Origin of the sequence: Arthrobacter sp. NPDC057009, assembly GCF_042673905.1 — a bacterium.
GTDB lineage: Bacteria > Actinomycetota > Actinomycetes > Actinomycetales > Micrococcaceae > Arthrobacter.
Genome location: NZ_JBHUSB010000008.1, coordinates 155,416 through 175,273 on the forward strand (window position 1 = coordinate 155,416; position 19,858 = coordinate 175,273).

Consider the following 19,858-nt stretch of genomic DNA (forward strand, 5'->3'; position numbering starts at 1 on the left):
GCTTATCCCAGTGCGGGCGCGCGCCGGAGCAGGGGTTGCAGGTCGCGGGGGCTGATCCAGGCCTCATACCCGTCGTTTTTCGAGAAGTAGCGCCGTTCGTGCACGGGGTCACTGTGGAGCCAGAGGGCGGACGAGTCGGGCATGACCAATTCGACGACGCCGGTCTGGACGATGTTGCCGTGGCGGCGGATCACCACCCGGCCTCCGGTAAGGGCCGGCCAGTCGTCGTACCGGATGCTCCGTGGGCCGTCCAGATGGGTGGCGGCCCGGAAGAGGTCCCTGCGTTTCATCCCAGTTCCTTAATGGTTGCTGCGAAGCGCGTCAGTCCTTCGGTGAGGCTGTCGACGTCGATGGCGAAAGAGATGCGGATGTGCCCTTCCCCGGAGGGACCGAATTCACTGCCGGAGCGGACCAGGACGCCGGCTGCTGCGAACCGGGCGGTCAGCTCGTCGGAGGTGAGCGAAGAGTCGATCTTGGGGAAGGCGTAGAACGCTCCCTGGGGCGGCAGCATGGAGACGCCTGGCAACCCTGACAGGAACTCGACGACGATGTCCCGGCGCTGCTGGTAGGAGGCCGCGGCTGCCTGAAGATCAGCCGCGGAGGTTTCCAGGGCAGTGAGGGCAGCGTCCTGGATGAAGGTGCTCAGGGGTCCGTTGATGGTGCGGTGGATGGTGTTGATTCTGTTGGCAAGTTCAACGGGGGCGATGACGTGGCCAAGGCGCCACCCTGTCATGGCGTAGGTCTTGGAGAAGGTGCTGCAGCAGATGATCTGGTCCCGTGCGGCTGCGAGTGTGAGTGCGGAGGTGAAGGTGCCGCCGTCGAAGGTGATGTCGGCGTAGGCCTCGTCGGCCAGGAGCAGCAGTCCGGGGTTGTCCTGGAGGAGCTGTTCGAGCCGGTGCAGGTCGCTGTCGGGGTAGACGCGTCCGGTGGGGTTGCCGGGGTTGCACAGGATGATCATCCTGGCGGTGGCGGCTTCGCGCTGGAGGGTGTCCAGGTTGAGGGAGCCGTCGGCGCGGTTGGGTACCCAGATGACCTCGGCGCCGATCATGGCCGCGTGGTCGGCATACAGCGAGTACGTGGGTTCCGGGATCAGGATCCTGTCGCCGGGGTTGATCAGGGCGAGCATGGTGGCTGCGAGCCCTGCGCTGCCACCGTGCGTCAGTACGATCTCCTCGGACATCGTGGGGCGGCCGTACCTGGCGGTGGTGTGCGTGGCGATGGCGTGCTGCAATTCGGGGGAGCCTGCCATCGGGGCGTAGCGGGTCCGGCCGGAGGCCAGTGCCTTGGTGGCGGCTTCGACGATGGGTGCGGGGGTTCCCGAGTCCGGTTCGCCCATGGCAAGGGAAATGGCGCCGGGTCTAGTGGCGCCGAGGGTCTTGGGCCGCCTGCTGCTGCTGATGATGCGCTCCACGGCTGCGGATCCGGTGGTGCGGGGACGTGGCGTTGTTGCAGTTTCCATGATGTCTTTCGCCGGTGGTACCGGGGACGGGGTCGTCCGTCCCCGGTACCGGTGATGGGTTAGCGGGCGCTGAAGGTGCCCTCGGGGCGCAGGTTGTAGAGCTCGAGCGTGCTCTTCCCGGCGCGGATCTCGTTGATGATGCGGTGTTCGTCGGCGACGCGCTGGTCGGCGCGGCTGATGATGGCTGCGGCTTTGCCTTGGGGCAGGACGACGACCCCGTCCGCGTCCCCGACGACCAGGTCGCCGGTGTGAATCACAATTCCGCCGACGCGGACGGGGGAGCGCAGGTCTCCGGGGTAGTCCTTCACGGTGCCGACAACCGTGACGTGCCGGGCGAAGACGGGAAAGTCCATGGCGGCCATTTCCGCGGAGTCGCGGACGCCGCCGTCGACGACGAGCCCGGCGATGCCGCGGTGCTGCGCGGCCACGGCGAGCACTTCGCCCCAGTGGCCGTAGGCTGCGCCCTGCAGATCGACGACGAGGACACTGCCGGCGGGTGCGGCGAGCACCGCGTTGTGGAGGGCGAGGTTGTCCCCGCCGATGCCCCGGACGGTGAACGCCGGGCCGGCGACCTTCGCCCCGGGCCAGGCTGCTTTCAGGCCGGGGTCGCAGGCACAGGGGAGCTTGGCCGCTTCATAAAGGGTGGCGGCGGAGTGGCCGCCGGCTGCGTTGGTCATTACTTCCTCCACTGCAGGTCGTGGTAGCCCAGCTCGGCGCGGGCCTCTACCAGAGTGGAACCGGCCTTGACGGCCTCGACGATACGCGCTTCGACATCCTCGATGCGCTCGGCGACATCGGCGATTTCTTCAGCGCGGGCGGCGGGGACGGCGAGGGCGCCGTCGGCGTCACCGCAGATGATGTCCAGCGGCGAGATTTCAACGTCGTTGATGGTGACGGGGGTGTTCACGGCGACCAGGCGGACGCGGTCCTTGCCGGTGCGCATGAAGCGGCCGCGGCTGAACAGCGGGTAGTCCTGGCGGAGGGCGGTGGTCAGGTCGCGGCAGACGCCATTGATCACGGTTCCGCCGATGCCGCGGGCGGCGGCGATTTCGGTCATGATGCCGCCCCAGACCGTGACGTCGGTGCGGGCGTGGTTGTCGATGAGGACCACGGCTCCGGCCGGGACGTCGTCGAGGAAGTCACCGACGCTGCCGCGCTCGGACCCGGCGGGTTCGTACTGGATAGTGAACGCAGGTCCGCCGACACGGAAGTCGTAGGTCAGGGGGGCCAGGCCATGGAGGGTGCCGTGGATGCCAAGGGAATCCATCGCATCTGAGATGGACGCGGTGGGGATGGCCTTCAGCCGGGCCGCGATGTAAGTGGTGGTGGTCATGTCAGTGTCCTTCGGTGGTTCCGGCCAAGCGCGCGTCGCGCATGGCTTCATGGAGTGCGACGCCGGCCCGCAGGTCAGCGGCGATACCGCGTTCGCGCTCGGCAACTGCCTGTGCCTTCTCCAGAACTTCCTCGGCATAGGCGCGGGGCACGACGACGACGCCGGTCTCGTCCGCGAAGACCACATCCCCCGGGGTGACGGTGACATTACCGAGCTGGACAGGCTCGCCGGTGGATTTCTGTTGGAGGCGGCCGCGGGCGGTCGCCGGGATCCGGCCTTTGGCGAACACGGGGAAGCCCGTCTCACGGGCTTCGTTGACGTCCCGGCAGGCGCCGTCGGCGACGACGCCGCGGACACCGTTCAGGGCGGCGCCTAGGCTTAGCAGCCCGCCCCAGCAGGAGACATCGGTGCGGCCTTCGTTGTTCACCACGATCACGTTTTCCTCCGTCGCCGCGGCTACGGCGGCGGATCCGATGTGGGCTCCGGACGGGCCCGGAACATACGGTTCGAGCTGGACGGTGACGGCGAAGCCGACGATTTTCGGATGGCCCCACACGGGCAGGAATCCGGCTTGGCCTGGGGGCAGGTCCAGGGCATCAAGGGCGTCAGAGACAGCCGCGGAATCAAGCTCCGCGAAGCCCTCCAGAAGGGCACTGTTGGAAGTAGTCATGCATCAAGTACAACTGTCCCGTGCACTATAGTGAAGGTCTAAATACGTATAGCTGGAAGACGGGTAACGACTAGATCGCTGCCTGCTAGCATCAGGACGCTGAGCAAAGCGGCAGAGTGCCCGACTGCGGGGGCCAGGAAAAAGAATGACTGGCCCCGAGGGGCGCCGGCAAGCTAGTCGGGCGGGGAGTCGGCCTCTGTAGTGCTTGGTGGGATTCGGAAAGAGGAATCGTGAACGTGGCTACCGCCCCTGACGGGACGCAGCTTCAGTGGGCCGCCGAAGGAGAAGGCGAGCCGCTGCTTCTGGTTGCCGGGCAGGCCACTGCAATGGCGGGATGGGGTCCCGCCGCGGCGGCTCTGGCACAGCACTTCCGGGTTATTCGCTTCGATCACCGTGGCACCGGCGGCAGCGGCAGCGGCGACGCAGGGCGTTACACCACCCGGCTCTTCGCGGCCGACGCAATCTCGGTTCTGGATGCAGCGGGTGTTGACGGCGCGCATGTATATGGCCACTCGATGGGAGGCCGGGTGGCCCAGTGGCTTGCCATCGATCACCCGGGCCGGGTGCGGACCCTTGTTCTTGCCTCGACAAGTGCCGGCCGCCGTGGCGAAGGCGCGGACGAGGAGGCTGCGACTGCCCTGATCAGCGGTGACCTGCAGCGGATGAGTCCCTATTTCTTTGACCCTGGCTGGGCGGCCGAGAATCCTGACGCCGTCCGGGCGTTCTTTGACTCCGGGGCCTCCGCGTGGGCAAAGACCCGGCATTTTGCGGCCAGCAAGGCACATGACGCAGCTGAGTCGCTTGCGCTCATCCAGGCACCGACGCTCGTTCTGCACGGGACCAGTGACCGGCTCTCCCCGTTGGCCAATGCACGCATTCTCCAACGGATGATTCAGCATGCGACCCTGGCCAAGGTCTCTGGTGCCCGCCATGGAATCCACCTCGATCACCCGGAGACCGTGGAGTGGATCCGGCAGTTTGTCGACAGACAAGGCCGCCGGAACGGCCCGGCTAAGGACATGCGCACAATGGATGACGGTTCGAGCTGATGGTGGAGGTACGACAGGCCCGGTACTTTATTGCCGTTGCCGAAGAACTGAATTTCAGTCGCGCTGCTGCCAGGCTCAGCATGTCGCAGCCGCCGCTGAGCCAGGCCATCCTCCAGCTGGAACGCCAACTCGGCACCACGCTGCTGACCAGGTCAAGCCGCAGCGTGCTGCTGACCGATGCGGGGCAGGTATTCCTGGCCCACTGCCGCCAGCTTGTTGGCGCTTCTGAGCGTGCGCGGGAAGTGGCGGCCCTGGCGAACGGTGGCCTGACCGGCACGTTGCGCATCGGTGCGGTGACGTCGGCCTTCGAGGAGGTGCTGCCCGGCATACTGCAGCGATTCCGGGCATCCCGTCCCCTCGTGGAACTGCATGTCCGCGAGATCGACTCGCATCATGGCCAGGACGCGCTGAAGCGGCGCGAGCTGGACGTGGCAGTGATTCGACAAGCGGTGACGGGCAGGCGCCTGCGCTCGGTGCCTTTACGGCGGGACCACTTCGTGGTTGTAATGCCCGAAGGCCACAGGTTTGCGGGGGAGGGGGCGATCGGTCTTGCCGAGTTCCGTGATGAGCCCTGGGTCTGGCTGCCGCGGCATATCTCGCCGGACTATCATGATGAGCTGGTTGCGGCGTGCCGCCAGGCGGGGTTCAGCCCCGAGGCGCAGCACTACGCCAACTCGATCAATTCCCAGCTGGCCATGGTCCGGTGCGGCCTGGGCGTGACGCTGGTTCCGGAATCATCGGTCCTGCACCAACCACGGGGGCTGTTGTGGCGGGAACTGCGCGGGCGCGTCGACCTGGTCGAGCTGTCCGTTGTTGTTCGGGCCGAGGGCCAGGAACCACTCGTGGACCACTTCCTTGCCTGCTCGGAAGCGGAAAAGCCCGGCGGCACGGCGTCCGCTCCGGAATAGAGGCGGTTCTCAGGTGCCCGATGCAGGGAGGCTAAATTTCCGCGAGCCCTGACGCCGTGGTGCGGATGTGTCCCAGGAGGGCAGCCTTCGCGACCTCCGGGTCTTCGGATTTGAGCCCTTTCACGATGGCCTGGTGCTCTGCAATGACAGCCTTCTGCCGCTCAGGAGTATTCATCAGTGCCCGTATGCCAATCCGGATGTGGCGCGCACGTAGATCCGCGTACGACTTGGTCATCAGCGAGTTACCCACCGCTCTGACCAGGGCGAGGTGGAACTCGTTGTCCCATTCAACGAACTCCCGCTCATGGCCGGCGTCGGAACTGTCCACCTGATGCTTCAGCGCACGCTCCATCGCCTCTACCGGGATGGTCCCGCGCTCAATCACGATTTCCGCGGCCTTGGTCTCAATGAAGGACCGGAACTCAAGAGCCTCATTAATTTCCTGCCGTGTCACTGGTGGCACGTAGGCACCGTGTCTTGGCACCAGCTGCAGCAGACCTTCCGAGGCCAGCAGCAGGAAAGCTTCCCGGACGGGCGTGCGGGAGGTGCCGCCTACGCGCTCGGCCACCTGCTCCTCGGTCAGAAAACTGCCGTGCTGGGTTGTATCGGGAAGAATCTCATCACGAATGAACGCGTACACGCGGTCACGGTTGGACGGCACAGTCTGCATGGACATAGTATACGCTCCGCATACATTGATGGTGGGATTACGCTCGACAGGCGGAAGTGTCGGGGCGGATAGGCGAAGCCACCCGCCCCGACACCGGGCCACTTAGCCGATGGGTGTGGCCATCTGCACTACGTCGTAATGCAGGGCGATGGTCCGCCCCAGCTTCGGGTCTTGCAGTTCCGCGCGCCACGAGTCGGCAAACTGGTTGACTCCTTCGATCATGTTCACCGTGCCGGAGATCAGGACCGTGCCGGGCTTGAGCAGGTCGCGTTCCTTTAGGACCTGCACCCAGTGGGCCGGCGGGAGCAGATCCGCGAAGGATGCGGCTTGGATCTTCTCCTCGACGCCATCGTTGGTGACCCAGGCGGTGAGGGTGAGCTCATCGATATGGTCTTCCACCTCGTCCAGAAACCACGCGTCGGTCGCCAGCACATCCGGGGATGCGTTCTTTGACCAGGCGATGCCGTGGACCTCCAACGCGCGGTCCGTGTGGTCGCAGGCGAGAGTGAGCAGGATTCGGCCGTCCTCGGCGACGACGATGGCCCACTCAACCTCCCCGGAGGTCTTCTCGTGCTGGACAGGAACAACCGTGGCCTGCTGGGCGAGGTATGGGGAGACGGGGTACATCGTCGGCGTAACCGTCGGGGCGGGAACGCCCAGCAGGGCCAGCTCTTCCACGTGTGCCCGGACGTGCTCCTGATGGCGACCGGCGTAACCACCGTTCAGGAGATTGACGACGTCAACTGCGAGTGCTTCGCCGGAAGGAAGGGTGAATTTCAGGGACATGGAGGCTCCTCAGAAACAATTTGTGATGGGTATTGCTGCGATCAAGATCACAGTATATGGTCAGCATACAGACTCCATACGCTTCTGTATACGCAGAACATACGAACACAGTGCCGGAACTTTTCCCACCGGTCAAGGGTCCCCGGCAAGACTTTCCCGGCACATCCCCATTTCGCATTCATCCCAAAAGGAGCAATCCGTGACTGAGCAAATCTCCACGGCGCAACACCCTGCCGGCACCGGCCACAAAGGTCAGGGCAAGCGCGGTTTCGTCGTCGCGCTGACCGGTACCAGCCTTGAGTGGTACGACTTCGCCATCTATTCCGCAGCCTCGGCGCTGGTCTTCGGCCAGGTTTTCTTCTCGTCCAGTGATCCCCTCGCCGGCACACTGGCAGCCTTTGCAACCTACGCGGTGGGTTATGTCGCACGCCCCCTCGGCGGTGTGCTCTTTGGCCGGCTCGGTGACCGTATCGGACGCAAGAAAGTGCTGGTCTGGACACTGCTGCTGATCGGCGTCGCCACCTTCGCCGTCGGCCTGATCCCGGCCTACGCGACCATCGGCATCACGGCGCCCATCCTCCTGGTATTCCTCAGGCTATGCCAGGGCGTCGGCGTCGGTGGCGAGTGGGCCGGCGCGGTCCTGATCTCCGCCGAACACGGTGACCCCACTAAGCGCGGACTGTTCGGGTCCGCGGCCCAGATCGGCCCTCCGCTGGGCAACCTGATGGCCAACGGCGCCCTGGCGCTGCTGGCCCTGATGCCGAAAGAAGACTTCCTCTCCTGGGGCTGGCGCATCGCCTTCCTAATTTCCGCCGTCTTGGTCGTGGTCGGCCTCATCATCCGCTTCAAAATCGAGGAAACCCCGGTCTTCGAAGCCATCAAGGATCAGGGGCTGACCCCGAAATCCCCCCTTATGGATCTCTTCAAGACCGAACGCAAAGCCCTGCTGGCCGCCACCATGGCCCGCATTGCCCCCGATGTCATGTACGCACTGTCCACCGTCTTCATCCTCACCTACGCCACCCGCGAATTTGGCCTGCAGCCTGGCCAGGCGCTGCTCGCCGTCGTCATCGGCTCCGCATGCCAGACCTTCATGGTGCCCGCGGCAGGCTACCTGTCCGACCGGATGAACCGCCGCCTCGTAACCGCCATCGGCGCCGGACTGTCCATCATCTACCCCTTCGTGTTCTTCCCGCTCATGGCCACCGGATACGCCGGCATCGTCTTCGCTGTCATCTTCGGCCTGCTCTGCAACTCCCTGATGTACGGACCCCAGGCAGCACTCGTCTCCGAACAGTTCAGCCCCCGCCTGCGCTACGCCGGCAGCTCCATGGCCTACACAATCGGCGGCGTCTTCGGCGGTGCCATCGCCCCGCTGCTGTTCACCTGGCTGCTCGGCACCTACGGAAGCTGGCTCCCGCTGGCGCTCTACATCGTCGTAGTCGCCGCCATCACCCTCGTCGGCGTCAGCATGGCCAAAAACCCTGATGCCCGGGAACTCGCAGGCCACAGCGTCTACTGACCCCACCACCAAACCGACTTCAGCAACTCACAAGAAGGACAAACCCATGACTGCACAGCAACTCACCATCGCCGTCGAACAGATCGCCACCACCACCGACCCCTCCACCAACCTGCAACTCGTCCTAGACGCCGTCCGCAAAGGGGCCGCCACAGGGGCACGCGTCGTCGTGCTCCCCGAAGCATCACTGGTCCGCTTCGGGGCAGCACCGGCCGCGCACGCCGAAACCATCGAAGGCCCCTGGGCCACCGCCGTCCGCGACCTGGCCCGCGACCTGGGAGTCATCGTCCTCGTCGGCACCTTCCAGCCCGCAGCAGACGGCAGGGTCCGAAACACCATCCTCGTCACCGGCGAGGGCATCCACGACGGCTACGACAAAATCCACCTCTACGACGCCTACGGATTTTCCGAATCAGCCGACGTCGAGCCGGGCAGCGAACCATTTACCTTCGAAGTAGACGGCATCACCGTCGGCGTCGCAACCTGCTACGACGTCCGCTTCCCGGAACTCTTCCGCGAACTCGCTGACCGCGGAGCCCAAGCCATCATCGTGACGGCCCACTGGGGCGCCGGCGAAGGCAAAATCGACGCATGGCGGCTCCTCAACCAGGCACGCGCCATCGACTCCACGACCTGGATCATCGCCTGTGACCAAGCAGATGCATCGGCCGCCGGCATCGACGAACCGGCCGGTCCGCGCTTCGGTATAGGCCACAGCCTGCTCGTCTCCCCCATGGGAGTCGTCCTCGAAGAACTCGATGAAAACGTCGGCGAACTCGTGGCAACCGTCGATACGGAAACGGTCGAAAGGACCCGCAAGGTAATCCCGGTCCTCGCCAACCGCCGGCTCGGCGCAGGCGTCTGACCACCACCACCATCTGCCACTGCCGCGTCAGCAAAGAAAGAGTGACGCGGCAGTGGCATCGGCCGAGCAACAAGGCCCTGACCCAAGGATAAGGATGCAAAAGCCGGAACTGGAACTCCACGAACCCAGCGCACCATGGAAGCAGGTAGATCCCCACGAGAGCCACGGGATCTGGGAACAGACCTTATCCCACGACCCGTCCGAACGCTATCGCACCATGCTTCAGCGCTACGACCCTGGTGCCGCAACCAATGGCGGCGTGTTTACACACAACTACTGGGAAGAAATACTCATAATCTCCGGAGAGATCACCGACCAGACACTAGGCAAAACATTCAGCAGCGGAGCGTATGCCTGCCGTCCACCCGGAATGCCTCACGGGCCATATCACAGCATTACAGGGTGCCAAATGATCGTTTTCATACACCCGTGAACCCACAGCCGCTGCAGGTTTCGCTTGTCGAATGAAACTCAGAGCAAACGCCGATAATGGGGATTCCGTCAACGTGCAGGACACGAGCGGTGGTCCATCGCAAATGTGCCACAGCCTGTGGCACATTTGCCGGTCGGCAGGGTTGAGGCATGGTGTCTTCAGAAATCGATCTGCCAGCGGACTACGCGGACTTGCTGGAGGAGTTGAAGACCCGGATCTCTGGTGCCTGGATTCATGCCCAGAGGACTGTCAACACGCTAATCATCGAGTTGCATTGCTCGCTGGGCAGGGACATCATCGTCCGGCAGGAAAGCCCGGGCTGGGGAGTGGCATCATCCGCCGCCTGGCTGCGGATCTGGCGATCGCCTTTCCGGATATGAAGGGCCTGTCGTACCGGAGCCTGCAGTACATGACCGCGATGGTGCGGGTCTAAGGTGAGGACGAAAATGTGCCACAGCCTGTGGCACATTTGTCGTGGGGCCACATCCCGATGATTCTGGACAAGACAACGACCCCCGAAGAACGGGACTGGTACGCCGCCGCCTTCCAGTACGGCTGGTCCCGCAACATGCTGCTGAGCATGATGATGAACCGGTCCATGGAACGCACCGGTACAGCGCCTTCCAACTTCACCCGGCATCTGGCGGCCGCAGACTCTGAGCTTGCCCAGCAAATGGCGAAGGTCCCCTACAACTTCGAATTCCTCGGCGTTTCCGGTGAAGTCGCAGAACGCGACCTGGAGAGAGAACGCACTGACAAGCCGATCACCGAGACACTGCAGGAGCTGGGCCCGGGTTTTTCGTTTGTCGGCCGCCAGGTTCATTTCGACGTTGATGGCGATGACCTACTACCTCGACCTGCTCTTCTTCCACATCGAGAAGCTCCGGTACGTGGTCATCGAACTCAAAACCGGGAAGTTCCAGCCCGAATACGCCGGCAAGCTCAACTTCTACGTCGCCCTGGTCGATGACTGCTCCGCCGCATTGGACGTTCCAAAGAAGTAGAAGATCAAAGGCGGTTAGCGACCCACGGATGACCAGTTGGGGCGGTGTCCCCAGTGGAGAACGCCGGTAAGCGTGATTCCGTCACGCTGCTGCAAATTCTGCCGACAGGGGGAGTCGGTCGAGGGTGTCAACCAAAGACTGGTGCGGCTACCTCTTCTTCGTTTCCGTGGTTCGTGCCGTTTCGTTACGGGTTATGGGTGTTGTTCCCATCACATGCATTTGCTTCCGGGGAGTCGCGGCCCGCACTCTTTCATCACTCTATTGTTCAGCGCTTGTCAGAGCGTGCCCAACGAAGGACACCACTTATGACTGACGTTCTCTGGTTTTCGGACCTTGGCCTGACCGACCTTGACCAGGTTGGCGGAAAGAATGCATCTCTCGGGGAAATGGTTCGTAGTCTCGCCTCTGCGGGGGTGAAGGTTCCGGACGGTTTCGCTACCACGGCCGATGCCTATCGGCGGTTCCTCAGCGAATCGGGGCTGGATGCCCGGATTGAAAATATTCTGGAGGGCCTGGATAGCGGTGATGTGGCCGCCTTGGCCAATGTCGGCCGGCAGATCCGGGATTTGATTCGCGACACTGCGTTCCCGGGCGGGTTCGAGGAGGAAATCCGTGCCGCGTACTCCCGTCTGACGGAAGAACACGGCGGCGATGTGTCGTGGGCCGTGCGGTCGAGCGCTACGGCCGAGGACTTGCCGGACGCTTCCTTCGCAGGGCAGCAGGAGACCTTCCTGAACATCCGGGGCATCGACAACATCCTTCTGGCGATCAGGGACGTCTTTGCCTCGCTCTACAACGACCGGGCCATCGCCTACCGCGTCCACCACGGATTCACCCATTCCGAGGTTGCGCTTTCAGCCGGTGTGCAGCGCATGGTCCGCTCCGACGTCGGCGCGTCCGGTGTCATGTTCACCATGGATACCGAAACCGGATTCAACGACGCCGTCTTCATCACCTCCTCCTACGGGCTCGGCGAGGCAGTGGTGCAGGGCGCTGTGAACCCGGACGAGTTCTACGTCCACAAACCCGCCCTCGCCGCGGGCCGGCCCGCCGTCCTGAAACGGGGGCTGGGGGAGAAGGCCGTGCAAATGGTCTACACCGACTCCCGCGAGGTTGGCCGGACCGTGGACTTCGTCCCTGTCCCGCAGGACCTCAGGAGCCGCTTCAGCCTGACCGATACCGAGGTGGAGCAGCTCGCCCGGCACGCCCTGGCCATCGAAGCACACTACGGCCGTCCCATGGATATCGAATGGGGCAAGGACGGCGTCGACGGGGAACTGTACATCCTCCAGGCACGCCCCGAAACGGTCGAGTCCCGCAAAGCCACCGGCAGCGTTTCCCGTTACACCCTCACCGAGCGTTCCACTGTGCTGGTGGAGGGCCGGGCCATTGGCCAGCGCATCGGCGCCGGGCAGGTGCGCGTGCTGTCCTCGATAGACCAGATGGCCTCCTTCCAGGAAGGCGACGTGCTGGTGGCGAACATGACGGACCCCGACTGGGAACCGATCATGAAAAAGGCCGCCGCGATCGTGACCGACCGTGGCGGACGTACCTGCCACGCGGCCATCATCGCCCGGGAACTCGGCATCCCCGCCGTCGTCGGCACCGGCTACGCTTCCCAGATCCTCAAGGACGGCACCCCGGTCACCGTATCCTGCGCCGAAGGTGAGGCCGGGCTCGTGTACGAGGGACTGTTGGAGTACACGCTGCAGGAAACCAGCCTGGAGACCATGCCGGAAGCGCCGGTGAAGATCATGATGAACGTCGGCACCCCGGAACAGGCGTTCAGCTTCGCCCGGCTCCCACACCACGGCGTCGGCCTGGCACGCCTGGAATTCATCATCAACCGACAGATCGGCATCCACCCCAACGCCCTGCTGGCGGTGGCCGGCGAGATCGAGCGCCCGGCAACCCTGGATGACTACACTGTGCGGCAGATCCGGGAAAAAACCGCAGCCTACGACGGTCCCCGGGATTACTACGTCCGGCGCCTGGCCGAGGGCATCTCGACCATCGCCGCGGCCTTCGCACCGGAACCGGTGATCATCCGGCTCTCGGACTTCAAGTCCAACGAGTACGCCAACCTCCTGGGCGGGCCGGCCTTCGAACCGGAAGAAGAGAACCCGATGATCGGGTACCGGGGCGCCTCCAGGTACCTGTCCGAGTCCTTCCGGCAGGCCTTTGAGCTGGAATGCGAGGCCCTGAAGTACGTGCGCAACGAGATGGGCCTGACCAACATCAAGCTCATGGTCCCGTTCGTGCGGACCCTCGACGAGGCCAAGGGTGTCACCGAGCTGCTCGCCGTGAACGGGCTGCGCCGCGGCGAGAACGGGCTGGAGATCGTGATGATGTGCGAACTGCCCGCCAACGCCCTCCTGGCCGATGAGTTCCTGGAGTACTTCGACGGGTTCTCCATCGGGTCCAACGACCTGACCCAGCTCACCCTGGGACTGGACCGTGACTCCGCGCTGGTCGCCGACGGGTTCGATGAACGCAATCCCGCCGTGACCAGGCTCCTGGAACTGGCCATCACGGCGTGCCGGGCCAAGGGCCGGTACGTCGGCATCTGCGGCCAGGGCCCCAGCGATCACCCGGACTTTGCCGAATGGCTCCTGGCCCAGGGCATCAGCTCCATCTCCCTGAACCCTGACGCCGTGACCGAGACATGGCTGCGGCTCGCACGCACGGGCAGCCGCGCGGCCGTCTAAATGCCCGACCAGCCCGCTGTGGGGGCGGGCGGCACTCCCGCCCCCACAGTGTTTTTCCTCTCCGACAGCACCGGCATCACCGCCGAAACCCTCGGCAACACGCTGCTGACCCAATTCCCCGCCCGACGGCTGGAGCGGCGGACCATCCCGTTCATCACCACCGTCGAGCAGGCACGAGACGTCGTGGCCACCATCGACCGGGTCGCCGCGTCCGGGCCCCGGCCGCTCGTTTTTTCAACGACCGTCAGCCCGGACGTCCGGGCTGTCCTGGCCCAAAGCGCCGGGCACTTCTTCGACCTGTTCGGCGCCCACGTCGGCCAGCTTGAACAAGCGCTCGGTTCCCCGGCCAACGGCCTGCCCGGCCAGGCACACGGGGTCGGCGACGCTGTGCGGTACCAGTCCAGGATGGCGGCGGTCGAATACGCGATTGAGCATGACGACGGCCAATCCCTCCGGGCGCTGGAACGGGCCGAACTGATCCTTATCGCCCCGTCACGCTGTGGCAAGACACCGACCACCATGTATTTGGCCCTTCAGCACGGCATCCTGGCAGCGAACTTCCCGCTCGTGGAGGAAGATTTCGACACCATGGTCCTGCCCAAACCCCTGCGGCCATTTGCGAACAAATGCTTTGGCCTCACGTCCCAGCCCGTCAGGCTCAGCCAGATCCGCCAGGAACGCCGCCCCAACAGCAGCTACGCATCGCTCGCCCAATGCACTTACGAGCTGCGAAACGCAGAGGACATGTACCGGGCCAACAACATCCCCTACGTCAATTCCGCGTCCATGTCAGTCGAAGAAATCTCCGCCACCGTGCTCCAACGCATGCAACTTCACCACTGAAGACCTAATGCCTCAGCCGAGCGTGTGATTAGATGCTTGTTCTCCCGCCAACCGATCACCCCGGGCGAAACGCCGATAATGGGGATTCCGCCAACCTGGGGGAGTGGTCCGATGAGTCCATCCACTTCCGGCTAACGCTATTTGCGGGGCCTGGCTAGTCTTCCAGCACTGCGGGCCGCTGCGGGTGTGCTGGAGTTCGTAGAGGTACTTCACCTGCCATTCGATCTTGCGAGGGTAGGAGTCGGGCAGCTTGCTTGGTACTGCCCAGGACAGCCACGCTCGATGTAACGCCGGGAAGGATGGACCGCCCTCAAGCAATTGCAGTTTGAAGGCCGCTTCCGGAGTTGGGCGCCCGGCTTGCTAAAAGCACGGGATCCAGCTCGAGCGCAGTACACATGTCCGTAAAGTGCTTGGCATCATGGTTACGCATGAGTTCAAACACGGCATGAAGAACGGAAACAGCCTCGGGGCGATTGACTCCCCGCGTGGTCTCCACACGTTCTTGGTGCGAGTACTGATGCAGGTAAGTGACCAGTCGCTGACGTGTCAGGCCATCATCAACCTGGTCAATTGCTGCCTGCATCTGAAGTCTGAAGTCACCCATTAGGGCGGGGAATTTGAAGCTGAGGAATCCCTCCAACATCCGTCGGCAGATATTCGGAAGGATGATGGCCGCGTCCATCTCGTGCTCAATTGTGGGTTCGCCTTGGCACGAGATCAGAGTTGAGGCTGCCCTCCAAAACAGATAGTGGTATTCCGATCTCAGGCGTGTCCGGAGCGCCTTGTGCTCCTTGTTTTGGTCAGACCCCCAATCACGCCAGACCGGCACGCGACGTGCAACCCCCACTTCTGCTCTCCTGCCCTGAGCCTGTAGCTCGAGAATCTTGAAGCGACGCCCTTGTTTCAACACGCCGCTTTGGAGTCGATCGAGTTGGTTGGACCAAATCCGAAAAAGTTCGAAGTTGTGGGTCATCAGGAAAACCTGGCCACAGTCGCGTGTAGGCTTCTGGCCGCATGAACAATCCAGCGGTGCCCCGCATGAGCAAACGGAAGGCTGGACCAATTCCGACCAAAGGAGGCTGGATGCGCCGACTGTAAAGTTCTCGTCCAAGCTGGACACGGGATCATCAATAACGATGATTTGGTCGCGACGGCTCCGACCTCCGGTGTTGAGGCTCCGAACGAAGTAGAGCAACGCCAGAGCCGTGCATTCGCCCTCGCTCAGGTGCAGGGCCGGCTCACCGTGCCTATATACCGCGTAGCGATTGCCTTCTACAGGCTCCACCCTGAGGTCGGACCTGCCCAAAAGGGTTTGGAGACGCTGATTTAGCCATTCGGCCGGGGGCGCAGGATCAAGTTCGGCATTCTCAAGCTCAGTGATGACACGCCGAGTATGTTTGATCGCCTTGGCATTGTCTTCAACAGCCGTTGCGGCAGCGTTTGCATCATTTAGTGCGGTCGTATAGGCCTCTTGTTGCTCACCGATCCAGAATGCTTCCAGTTTTTGGCAAGCTGACTTCCGAACAGCTTCAAACCGTGTACTTCTGTCATTGTGGGCAGCAAGGAGCTTCTCGAGCCTCCTGACGTCTGGAATAGAAAACGACTTATTCCGCCAACTCTCTGGAAGAGGAGCCGCAGTATGTATGTGCTGCTCCTTGCGTTCGACGAACTCCCGGAGCTTCTCCAGTTCGCTGAGATCTTTTTGAATTTGGATCTTCACTGAGCTTCGAAGCAGGTCATATTCCGTCCGAAACTCTGGATAGAGCAGTCCCGACTCAGGAAAAAACGCATGCAACTTGCCTAACGAAGCGACCAGGGCCTCGAGCTGTTTGCCGAGCAAGCGTAGATCATTTTGCAGCTCACGCGAGCTGGAGTCAAAGTGCCGGTTTAGAGCCTCTAGGCGCTCTCGGGACAACTCACCGGTACAGAAGAGGCACAGATGCTCATGGTTGTGGAGATCCAAACCTCGTTGTACCCAAGCAGCCCGTTCGGGGTGTGCCGCCAAAGTATCAATAACTCGCGCTGTTGGGATCCGCTCCAAAACACCGCTGATAGTCGAACATATTAGAGCCTCTGTAGCTGAAATCAGAGGTATGTCGACCTTCTTCAGAAAGGTACTCTGAGCTTTCGCTATCTCTTCCTCGGCATTAAAGTCATTTCGCTCCTCAAGCGGCATCGCGAAGGGTAAGCGCTTCAGGACGTTGCGAGCGTCGTAACCTCGACCGTAGCCGTCTACGCCGCCAAGGGTGGACGTAACGAGCGTCCCGATGCTTTTGAGAATAGCGTTAGGAACCGCCTGCTTGCGCTTGGCTTCCTTCGCCAAAGAATCGGTTAGGCGCGACAAGTCATCCAAGCGCGTACGCGCGGCTCGGAGCTCTCTCTCACGGTTCGCGTTTGCCTTGCCGATTGCCAACAGTGCTTTGGCCTCGCCGACTGAAAAGTCGAAGCACTCGGAAACGTATGCCTTATTGAAGACTGACATCCGATCCCAAAAGGCGTCCTCAGAAGATACAACGGTTCTTGTCTCTGTCATTCCCGTACCGGAAACCTCCACAGAGACGCCAGCTTCCCATGCATCGGGCGACTGGGCGGGGGAAAGGAGCGCCGCTAAGGTCGACTTGCCACTGCCATTATTAGCGTAAATGAGATTGATGTCGCTGAAGCCTGTGAAATCACTGCCAGGAGACCAGTTTTGGAAGATGCGGAAGTTCTTGATGGATCGGACGTTCTCTATACGCAATTTTCCCCCGACTTTTCATTTGCCTGAGTCATCCTAGTTTCGTGCTGGGGCCGTGTCGACGATGACACGGCGGCACCAGGAAAACTAGGGACGGAGGGGTAGATGCCGCAGGGTCAGCTCAAAGTTCTCAGCGCTCGATCAGCTGGCGTGTGCCGTCGTGGGGGAGGTCGCCGAAGTTACCCGAACCCTCACGATGTGCAGAAATCGCACTTAGAGTAAATCTACTTGACATAACGTGGACTATCGGCTCCGGAGAATCAGCCCGAAGTGGCCCGGGACAACAAATTAGGTGGCCAAGATTGTCTTTTCCACTCTCACGCAGGAAACGTATTGCGGCCGCCCCTATTCTGCTGGCCGCGCCGATCCCGTAGTTGCGGCTCCGACTTCCCGGCCAAATAATCGGCCCCGAAATGCTGTTCGGCCATTGTTAAGCCTAGTTGATGTTGAATCACCTTTTGAAAGGTATCAATTGGCAAGCACCCTTCCGACGTAATCTTTGACCGCTTGGCATGTTTTATGCAGGTTCTCCTTCAGCGCGCCGCTGACCCATTCTGAACCATGCCCGTCAATGGAGCGGTCGAAGCCCTCCATCTCACCAACAGGGATTACATGTACTCCGATGGCATGAAGGCTCTCAATCAAGCGCATGCAGGCTCTCAACGGCGACCCGGTGGGAACAGCGTTCAGGCCAATCTTTTTGGAGAGGTCTACCTTGTTCTCGCTGCGCATGGGGTTGAAAAATGACAAGTAGTCCGCATCGAAGTCTGTCCAGTCCCCACCCATGGATTCCACGATGGCCTTGATATCTTTTTTGACCCGTAAGACGTCGAAGTCCAACAAAGCGTGCGTTTCAACGCCCAAGCCACCAAGGGCTCCGGCGAGGGCCGGCACACCGTGCTTCCCTCCCGCTGGGACAAACAGGACGTCGTCCGCTTCTTTTCTCTGCCCGGTCTCGTCTGCCAGCTGATCCAGGACGGCACCAAAGAAGCGGCAATCCGCGTCAGCCTCGCATACTACTACCCGTCTATGAAATAGCCCTTGAAGAATGTTCGAGTACCGTAATACTGGATTCGTCCACGTTTCCCGAATCTGCTCGGATGACAGCTCGTAAAACTGGCTGGAGCTCTGATCACGAACGACGCGGATCAGATGTACAGGTGAATCGTTCTCACTGTGCAATAAGCCGAGTACGAAGTCGCGGTCGTGAGTTGCAATGATGACCTGCAGATCACGCTTTTTGGCCTCCCTCCCGATCCACCGACCCAAGGCCCGGGCTTGCGCCGGATGCAGGAAGGCTTCTGGCTCGTCAATAAGCAGGATTTGTGATCGGCCAGCTATAACAGTGAGTGCTAGGCCAATGAAGCTCTTTACTCCGTCTCCCTGATCAAATAGCGGGGGCAACGCAATAACGGCGTCGGCGTACTCTTTGGTGGGGCGGTTCAGAGGCGGAACCTTCATCGTGGGGGGAATTTCTCCAACCCGAAGGATCACTTGGGGATTGATGCGATCCAAGGTGAGAGGTAATTGAAACACCTGTTGAGACAACTGCGACAGTTCTTCTTCGAGCTCACCGTTAATGTATAGCTGATGCATGGCAGTACCCCTGTTTTGCATCCCCGCATGTATAAAGCCATCACTTCCGGCTCCCGCCAAGGACCCGGCGGTAAGATGATTGACGAAAAAACTCGCCACCTGCATCAACGAGTTATCTCGTTGCAGATCGATCAAGTTTTCGGCACTTACCATTGTGTGCGTCGGATCTTGCTGATCCTCAAGATATGGCGAGTACATAAGCGGATACCCGATCGTAGGCGGGTGCGGAACTGCGTTGGTGTTAAGCCATTCGACTACTTCATGGCGCGTCGGTGAGTTCCTAACGAGCTTTATGTTTTCCAAGACCACCGTGTGCGCATCCTCGCTACGCAACAATGCCAATAGATCGCGGAGTATTTGCGACTTTCCGACATTATTGCCTCCGACGATGCAGGTCACCCCAGATTGCGAAATAGTTAGCTGTTGCTTGGCTTTGGAAGTCAGGCTGCCGACACGGGCGTACACGGTCATGCCTCCAAGCTTATGCGAGCTGGGACTAACGGCCCGCGTTTGCTCTGGTCGAAAAATAAGCCAGGGACGGCGGGGAAGTTCCCTCCAACAGCCAAATAACTTTGACCCATGACGTGCTTGTCGGCGCTGTCAATGGCCGCCAGACACCCGTGAACTGTCCCTCACCTGGCTCGGTCTCTGAGGGAAGTCCCCTTCCGCATTCTTGTGCGATAAGCCAGGTAGGGGTCAACAGGTTCTTGCCGATCGATCCGGATTTAGAAGCCCCTATCGAAGCGGCTGTGGCGTTGGACCAGATCTTCTGACCCTCGCACCGAAGTCATTCAGTTTCTCTGCGACATAAATCCGATGACTTGTTTTAGCGGGATCACAGCAAGAAGGACAGTGCGACTCGCTAGTTGGGGCGAACGATTTCGATGGGCTCCAGCGTGTCATAGCCCGCGGGCTTCGGATGGGAGTAGACAGCATTCACTTTTTGGTCGAGAGCCATATCCAGCAGTTGTCTGGAGGCGTTGGAATCAGCGAGCCCAACATAAGGAAGTACGTCCCTGGCTCTGGCTTGTCGCCCCCGAGCTGCTGCTCCCCGCAATCAAACGTCTTGGCGCTCTCGTCTGTTGTGCACAATTGGATCACGCTGAAGCCTGGGGCCGAAGGGCTTCCGCTGTCACCGTCGCCGGTGCTCCGTCTTAAGGCCGTCCAGATCAGTCTCCCGCTAGGCAAAGCACCGTTTATCGTGCCCTTGAGATGTACAGTCAAGGCGTCTTTGGGGATGACCGTGTGTGCGGACAGGGACAAGCCGCTGAGTAT

At 61.8% G+C, this 19,858-nt stretch carries 18 protein-coding genes and 1 pseudogene; 10 read left to right on the forward strand and 9 right to left on the reverse strand.

Going from position 1 to position 19,858, the window contains the following annotated elements; translation table 11 throughout:
* Nucleotides 1-2 precede the first annotated feature (2 nt).
* From ACFTR6_RS10840 to ACFTR6_RS10860, 5 genes are read right to left on the reverse strand one after another with little or no spacing between them, the layout of a single operon-like run.
* A complete protein-coding gene (locus tag ACFTR6_RS10840) occupies nucleotides 3-290 on the reverse strand; it encodes a hypothetical protein (RefSeq protein WP_377957926.1) in 288 nt (95 codons plus the stop codon).
* Nucleotides 287-1,459, reverse strand: a complete 1,173-nt coding sequence (locus tag ACFTR6_RS10845) for a pyridoxal phosphate-dependent aminotransferase (protein WP_377957927.1) — start codon at nucleotides 1,457-1,459, stop codon at nucleotides 287-289. Before ACFTR6_RS10845 ends, ACFTR6_RS10840 begins: the two co-directional genes overlap by 4 nt.
* A 59-nt stretch (nucleotides 1,460-1,518) precedes the next feature.
* A complete protein-coding gene (locus ACFTR6_RS10850; protein ID WP_377957928.1) occupies nucleotides 1,519-2,136 on the reverse strand; it encodes an RraA family protein in 618 nt (205 codons plus the stop codon).
* Nucleotides 2,136-2,792: an RraA family protein gene (locus tag ACFTR6_RS10855; protein WP_377957929.1), complete on the reverse strand. Its 657-nt coding sequence runs from the start codon at nucleotides 2,790-2,792 to the stop codon at nucleotides 2,136-2,138. Before ACFTR6_RS10855 ends, ACFTR6_RS10850 begins: the two co-directional genes overlap by 1 nt.
* A gap of 1 nt (nucleotide 2,793) precedes the next feature.
* Entirely contained in the window at nucleotides 2,794-3,462 is a 669-nt protein-coding gene (locus ACFTR6_RS10860) for an RraA family protein (protein ID WP_377957930.1), read from the reverse strand.
* Nucleotides 3,463-3,698: 236 nt separating this feature from the next.
* Here ACFTR6_RS10860 and ACFTR6_RS10865 point away from each other — a divergent pair, with 236 nt between their 5' ends.
* Nucleotides 3,699-4,511, forward strand: coding sequence for an alpha/beta fold hydrolase (locus ACFTR6_RS10865; protein ID WP_377957931.1), 813 nt, complete (start codon nucleotides 3,699-3,701; stop codon nucleotides 4,509-4,511).
* Nucleotides 4,511-5,419 carry a LysR family transcriptional regulator gene (locus ACFTR6_RS10870; RefSeq protein ID WP_377957932.1) on the forward strand — a complete coding sequence of 303 codons (909 nt, stop codon included), beginning with the start codon at nucleotides 4,511-4,513 and terminating at the stop codon, nucleotides 5,417-5,419. The genes ACFTR6_RS10865 and ACFTR6_RS10870 overlap by 1 nt, the downstream gene beginning before the upstream one ends.
* A gap of 31 nt (nucleotides 5,420-5,450) precedes the next feature.
* Here the strand turns inward: ACFTR6_RS10870 and ACFTR6_RS10875 are convergent, their stop codons facing one another.
* Both ACFTR6_RS10875 and ACFTR6_RS10880 read right to left on the reverse strand, forming a co-directional pair.
* Nucleotides 5,451-6,089 (reverse strand): GntR family transcriptional regulator, encoded by a 639-nt coding sequence (locus ACFTR6_RS10875; RefSeq protein WP_377957933.1) that lies wholly within the window; start codon nucleotides 6,087-6,089, stop codon nucleotides 5,451-5,453.
* Between the two features lie 102 nt (nucleotides 6,090-6,191).
* A complete protein-coding gene (locus tag ACFTR6_RS10880) occupies nucleotides 6,192-6,875 on the reverse strand; it encodes a DUF2848 domain-containing protein (RefSeq protein WP_377957934.1) in 684 nt (227 codons plus the stop codon).
* 199 nt (nucleotides 6,876-7,074) lie between these two features.
* Between ACFTR6_RS10880 and ACFTR6_RS10885 the strand changes: the two genes are divergently transcribed.
* From ACFTR6_RS10885 to ACFTR6_RS10920, 8 genes and pseudogenes are all read left to right on the forward strand, one after another.
* A complete protein-coding gene (locus tag ACFTR6_RS10885) occupies nucleotides 7,075-8,397 on the forward strand; it encodes an MFS transporter (protein ID WP_377957935.1) in 1,323 nt (440 codons plus the stop codon).
* Nucleotides 8,398-8,443: 46 nt separating this feature from the next.
* Nucleotides 8,444-9,262, forward strand: a complete 819-nt coding sequence (locus tag ACFTR6_RS10890) for a carbon-nitrogen hydrolase family protein (RefSeq protein ID WP_377957936.1) — start codon at nucleotides 8,444-8,446, stop codon at nucleotides 9,260-9,262.
* Between the two features lie 94 nt (nucleotides 9,263-9,356).
* The gene (locus ACFTR6_RS10895) at nucleotides 9,357-9,695 is read left to right on the forward strand and encodes a cupin domain-containing protein (RefSeq protein ID WP_377957937.1); all 339 of its coding nucleotides are present in this window, start codon (nucleotides 9,357-9,359) and stop codon (nucleotides 9,693-9,695) included.
* 149 nt (nucleotides 9,696-9,844) lie between these two features.
* Nucleotides 9,845-10,075 (forward strand): hypothetical protein, encoded by a 231-nt coding sequence (locus ACFTR6_RS10900; protein WP_377957938.1) that lies wholly within the window; start codon nucleotides 9,845-9,847, stop codon nucleotides 10,073-10,075.
* Nucleotides 10,076-10,185: 110 nt separating this feature from the next.
* Nucleotides 10,186-10,467, forward strand: a pseudogene (locus tag ACFTR6_RS10905) (DUF1016 domain-containing protein); the annotation flags it as partial.
* Nucleotides 10,468-10,534: 67 nt separating this feature from the next.
* A complete protein-coding gene (locus tag ACFTR6_RS10910) occupies nucleotides 10,535-10,699 on the forward strand; it encodes a PDDEXK nuclease domain-containing protein (RefSeq protein ID WP_377957939.1) in 165 nt (54 codons plus the stop codon).
* A 305-nt stretch (nucleotides 10,700-11,004) separates the two neighbouring features.
* Nucleotides 11,005-13,407, forward strand: coding sequence for a phosphoenolpyruvate synthase (gene ppsA, locus ACFTR6_RS10915; RefSeq protein ID WP_377957940.1), 2,403 nt, complete (start codon nucleotides 11,005-11,007; stop codon nucleotides 13,405-13,407).
* Complete coding sequence (locus ACFTR6_RS10920; RefSeq protein WP_377957941.1) at nucleotides 13,408-14,250, forward strand: pyruvate, water dikinase regulatory protein; 843 nt, start codon at nucleotides 13,408-13,410, stop codon at nucleotides 14,248-14,250.
* A 310-nt stretch (nucleotides 14,251-14,560) separates the two neighbouring features.
* On the opposite strand, the gene ACFTR6_RS10925 is transcribed toward ACFTR6_RS10920, so the two are convergent.
* Both ACFTR6_RS10925 and ACFTR6_RS10930 read right to left on the reverse strand, forming a co-directional pair.
* The gene (locus ACFTR6_RS10925) at nucleotides 14,561-16,990 is read right to left on the reverse strand and encodes an AAA family ATPase (RefSeq protein ID WP_377957942.1); all 2,430 of its coding nucleotides are present in this window, start codon (nucleotides 16,988-16,990) and stop codon (nucleotides 14,561-14,563) included.
* A 465-nt stretch (nucleotides 16,991-17,455) separates the two neighbouring features.
* The gene (locus ACFTR6_RS10930; protein ID WP_377957943.1) at nucleotides 17,456-19,054 is read right to left on the reverse strand and encodes an ATP-dependent endonuclease; all 1,599 of its coding nucleotides are present in this window, start codon (nucleotides 19,052-19,054) and stop codon (nucleotides 17,456-17,458) included.
* Nucleotides 19,055-19,858 lie beyond the last annotated feature (804 nt).

Bases quoted from the DNA above. Each gene is read 5' to 3' on its own strand.
- ACFTR6_RS10880 (WP_377957934.1), bottom strand. From the start codon at position 6,875: ATGTCCCTGAAATTCACCCTTCCTTCCGGCGAAGCACTCGCAGTTGAC.
- ppsA (WP_377957940.1), top strand. From the start codon at position 11,005: ATGACTGACGTTCTCTGGTTTTCGGACCTTGGCCTGACCGACCTTGAC.
- ACFTR6_RS10850 (WP_377957928.1), bottom strand. From the start codon at position 2,136: ATGACCAACGCAGCCGGCGGCCACTCCGCCGCCACCCTTTATGAAGCG.
- ACFTR6_RS10920 (WP_377957941.1), top strand. From the start codon at position 13,408: ATGCCCGACCAGCCCGCTGTGGGGGCGGGCGGCACTCCCGCCCCCACA.
- ACFTR6_RS10855 (WP_377957929.1), bottom strand. From the start codon at position 2,792: ATGACCACCACCACTTACATCGCGGCCCGGCTGAAGGCCATCCCCACC.
- ACFTR6_RS10870 (WP_377957932.1), top strand. From the start codon at position 4,511: ATGGTGGAGGTACGACAGGCCCGGTACTTTATTGCCGTTGCCGAAGAA.
- ACFTR6_RS10840 (WP_377957926.1), bottom strand. From the start codon at position 290: ATGAAACGCAGGGACCTCTTCCGGGCCGCCACCCATCTGGACGGCCCA.
- ACFTR6_RS10890 (WP_377957936.1), top strand. From the start codon at position 8,444: ATGACTGCACAGCAACTCACCATCGCCGTCGAACAGATCGCCACCACC.
- ACFTR6_RS10860 (WP_377957930.1), bottom strand. From the start codon at position 3,462: ATGACTACTTCCAACAGTGCCCTTCTGGAGGGCTTCGCGGAGCTTGAT.
- ACFTR6_RS10845 (WP_377957927.1), bottom strand. From the start codon at position 1,459: ATGGAAACTGCAACAACGCCACGTCCCCGCACCACCGGATCCGCAGCC.
- ACFTR6_RS10910 (WP_377957939.1), top strand. From the start codon at position 10,535: ATGACCTACTACCTCGACCTGCTCTTCTTCCACATCGAGAAGCTCCGG.
- ACFTR6_RS10900 (WP_377957938.1), top strand. From the start codon at position 9,845: ATGGTGTCTTCAGAAATCGATCTGCCAGCGGACTACGCGGACTTGCTG.
- ACFTR6_RS10930 (WP_377957943.1), bottom strand. From the start codon at position 19,054: ATGACCGTGTACGCCCGTGTCGGCAGCCTGACTTCCAAAGCCAAGCAA.
- ACFTR6_RS10895 (WP_377957937.1), top strand. From the start codon at position 9,357: ATGCAAAAGCCGGAACTGGAACTCCACGAACCCAGCGCACCATGGAAG.
- ACFTR6_RS10875 (WP_377957933.1), bottom strand. From the start codon at position 6,089: ATGCAGACTGTGCCGTCCAACCGTGACCGCGTGTACGCGTTCATTCGT.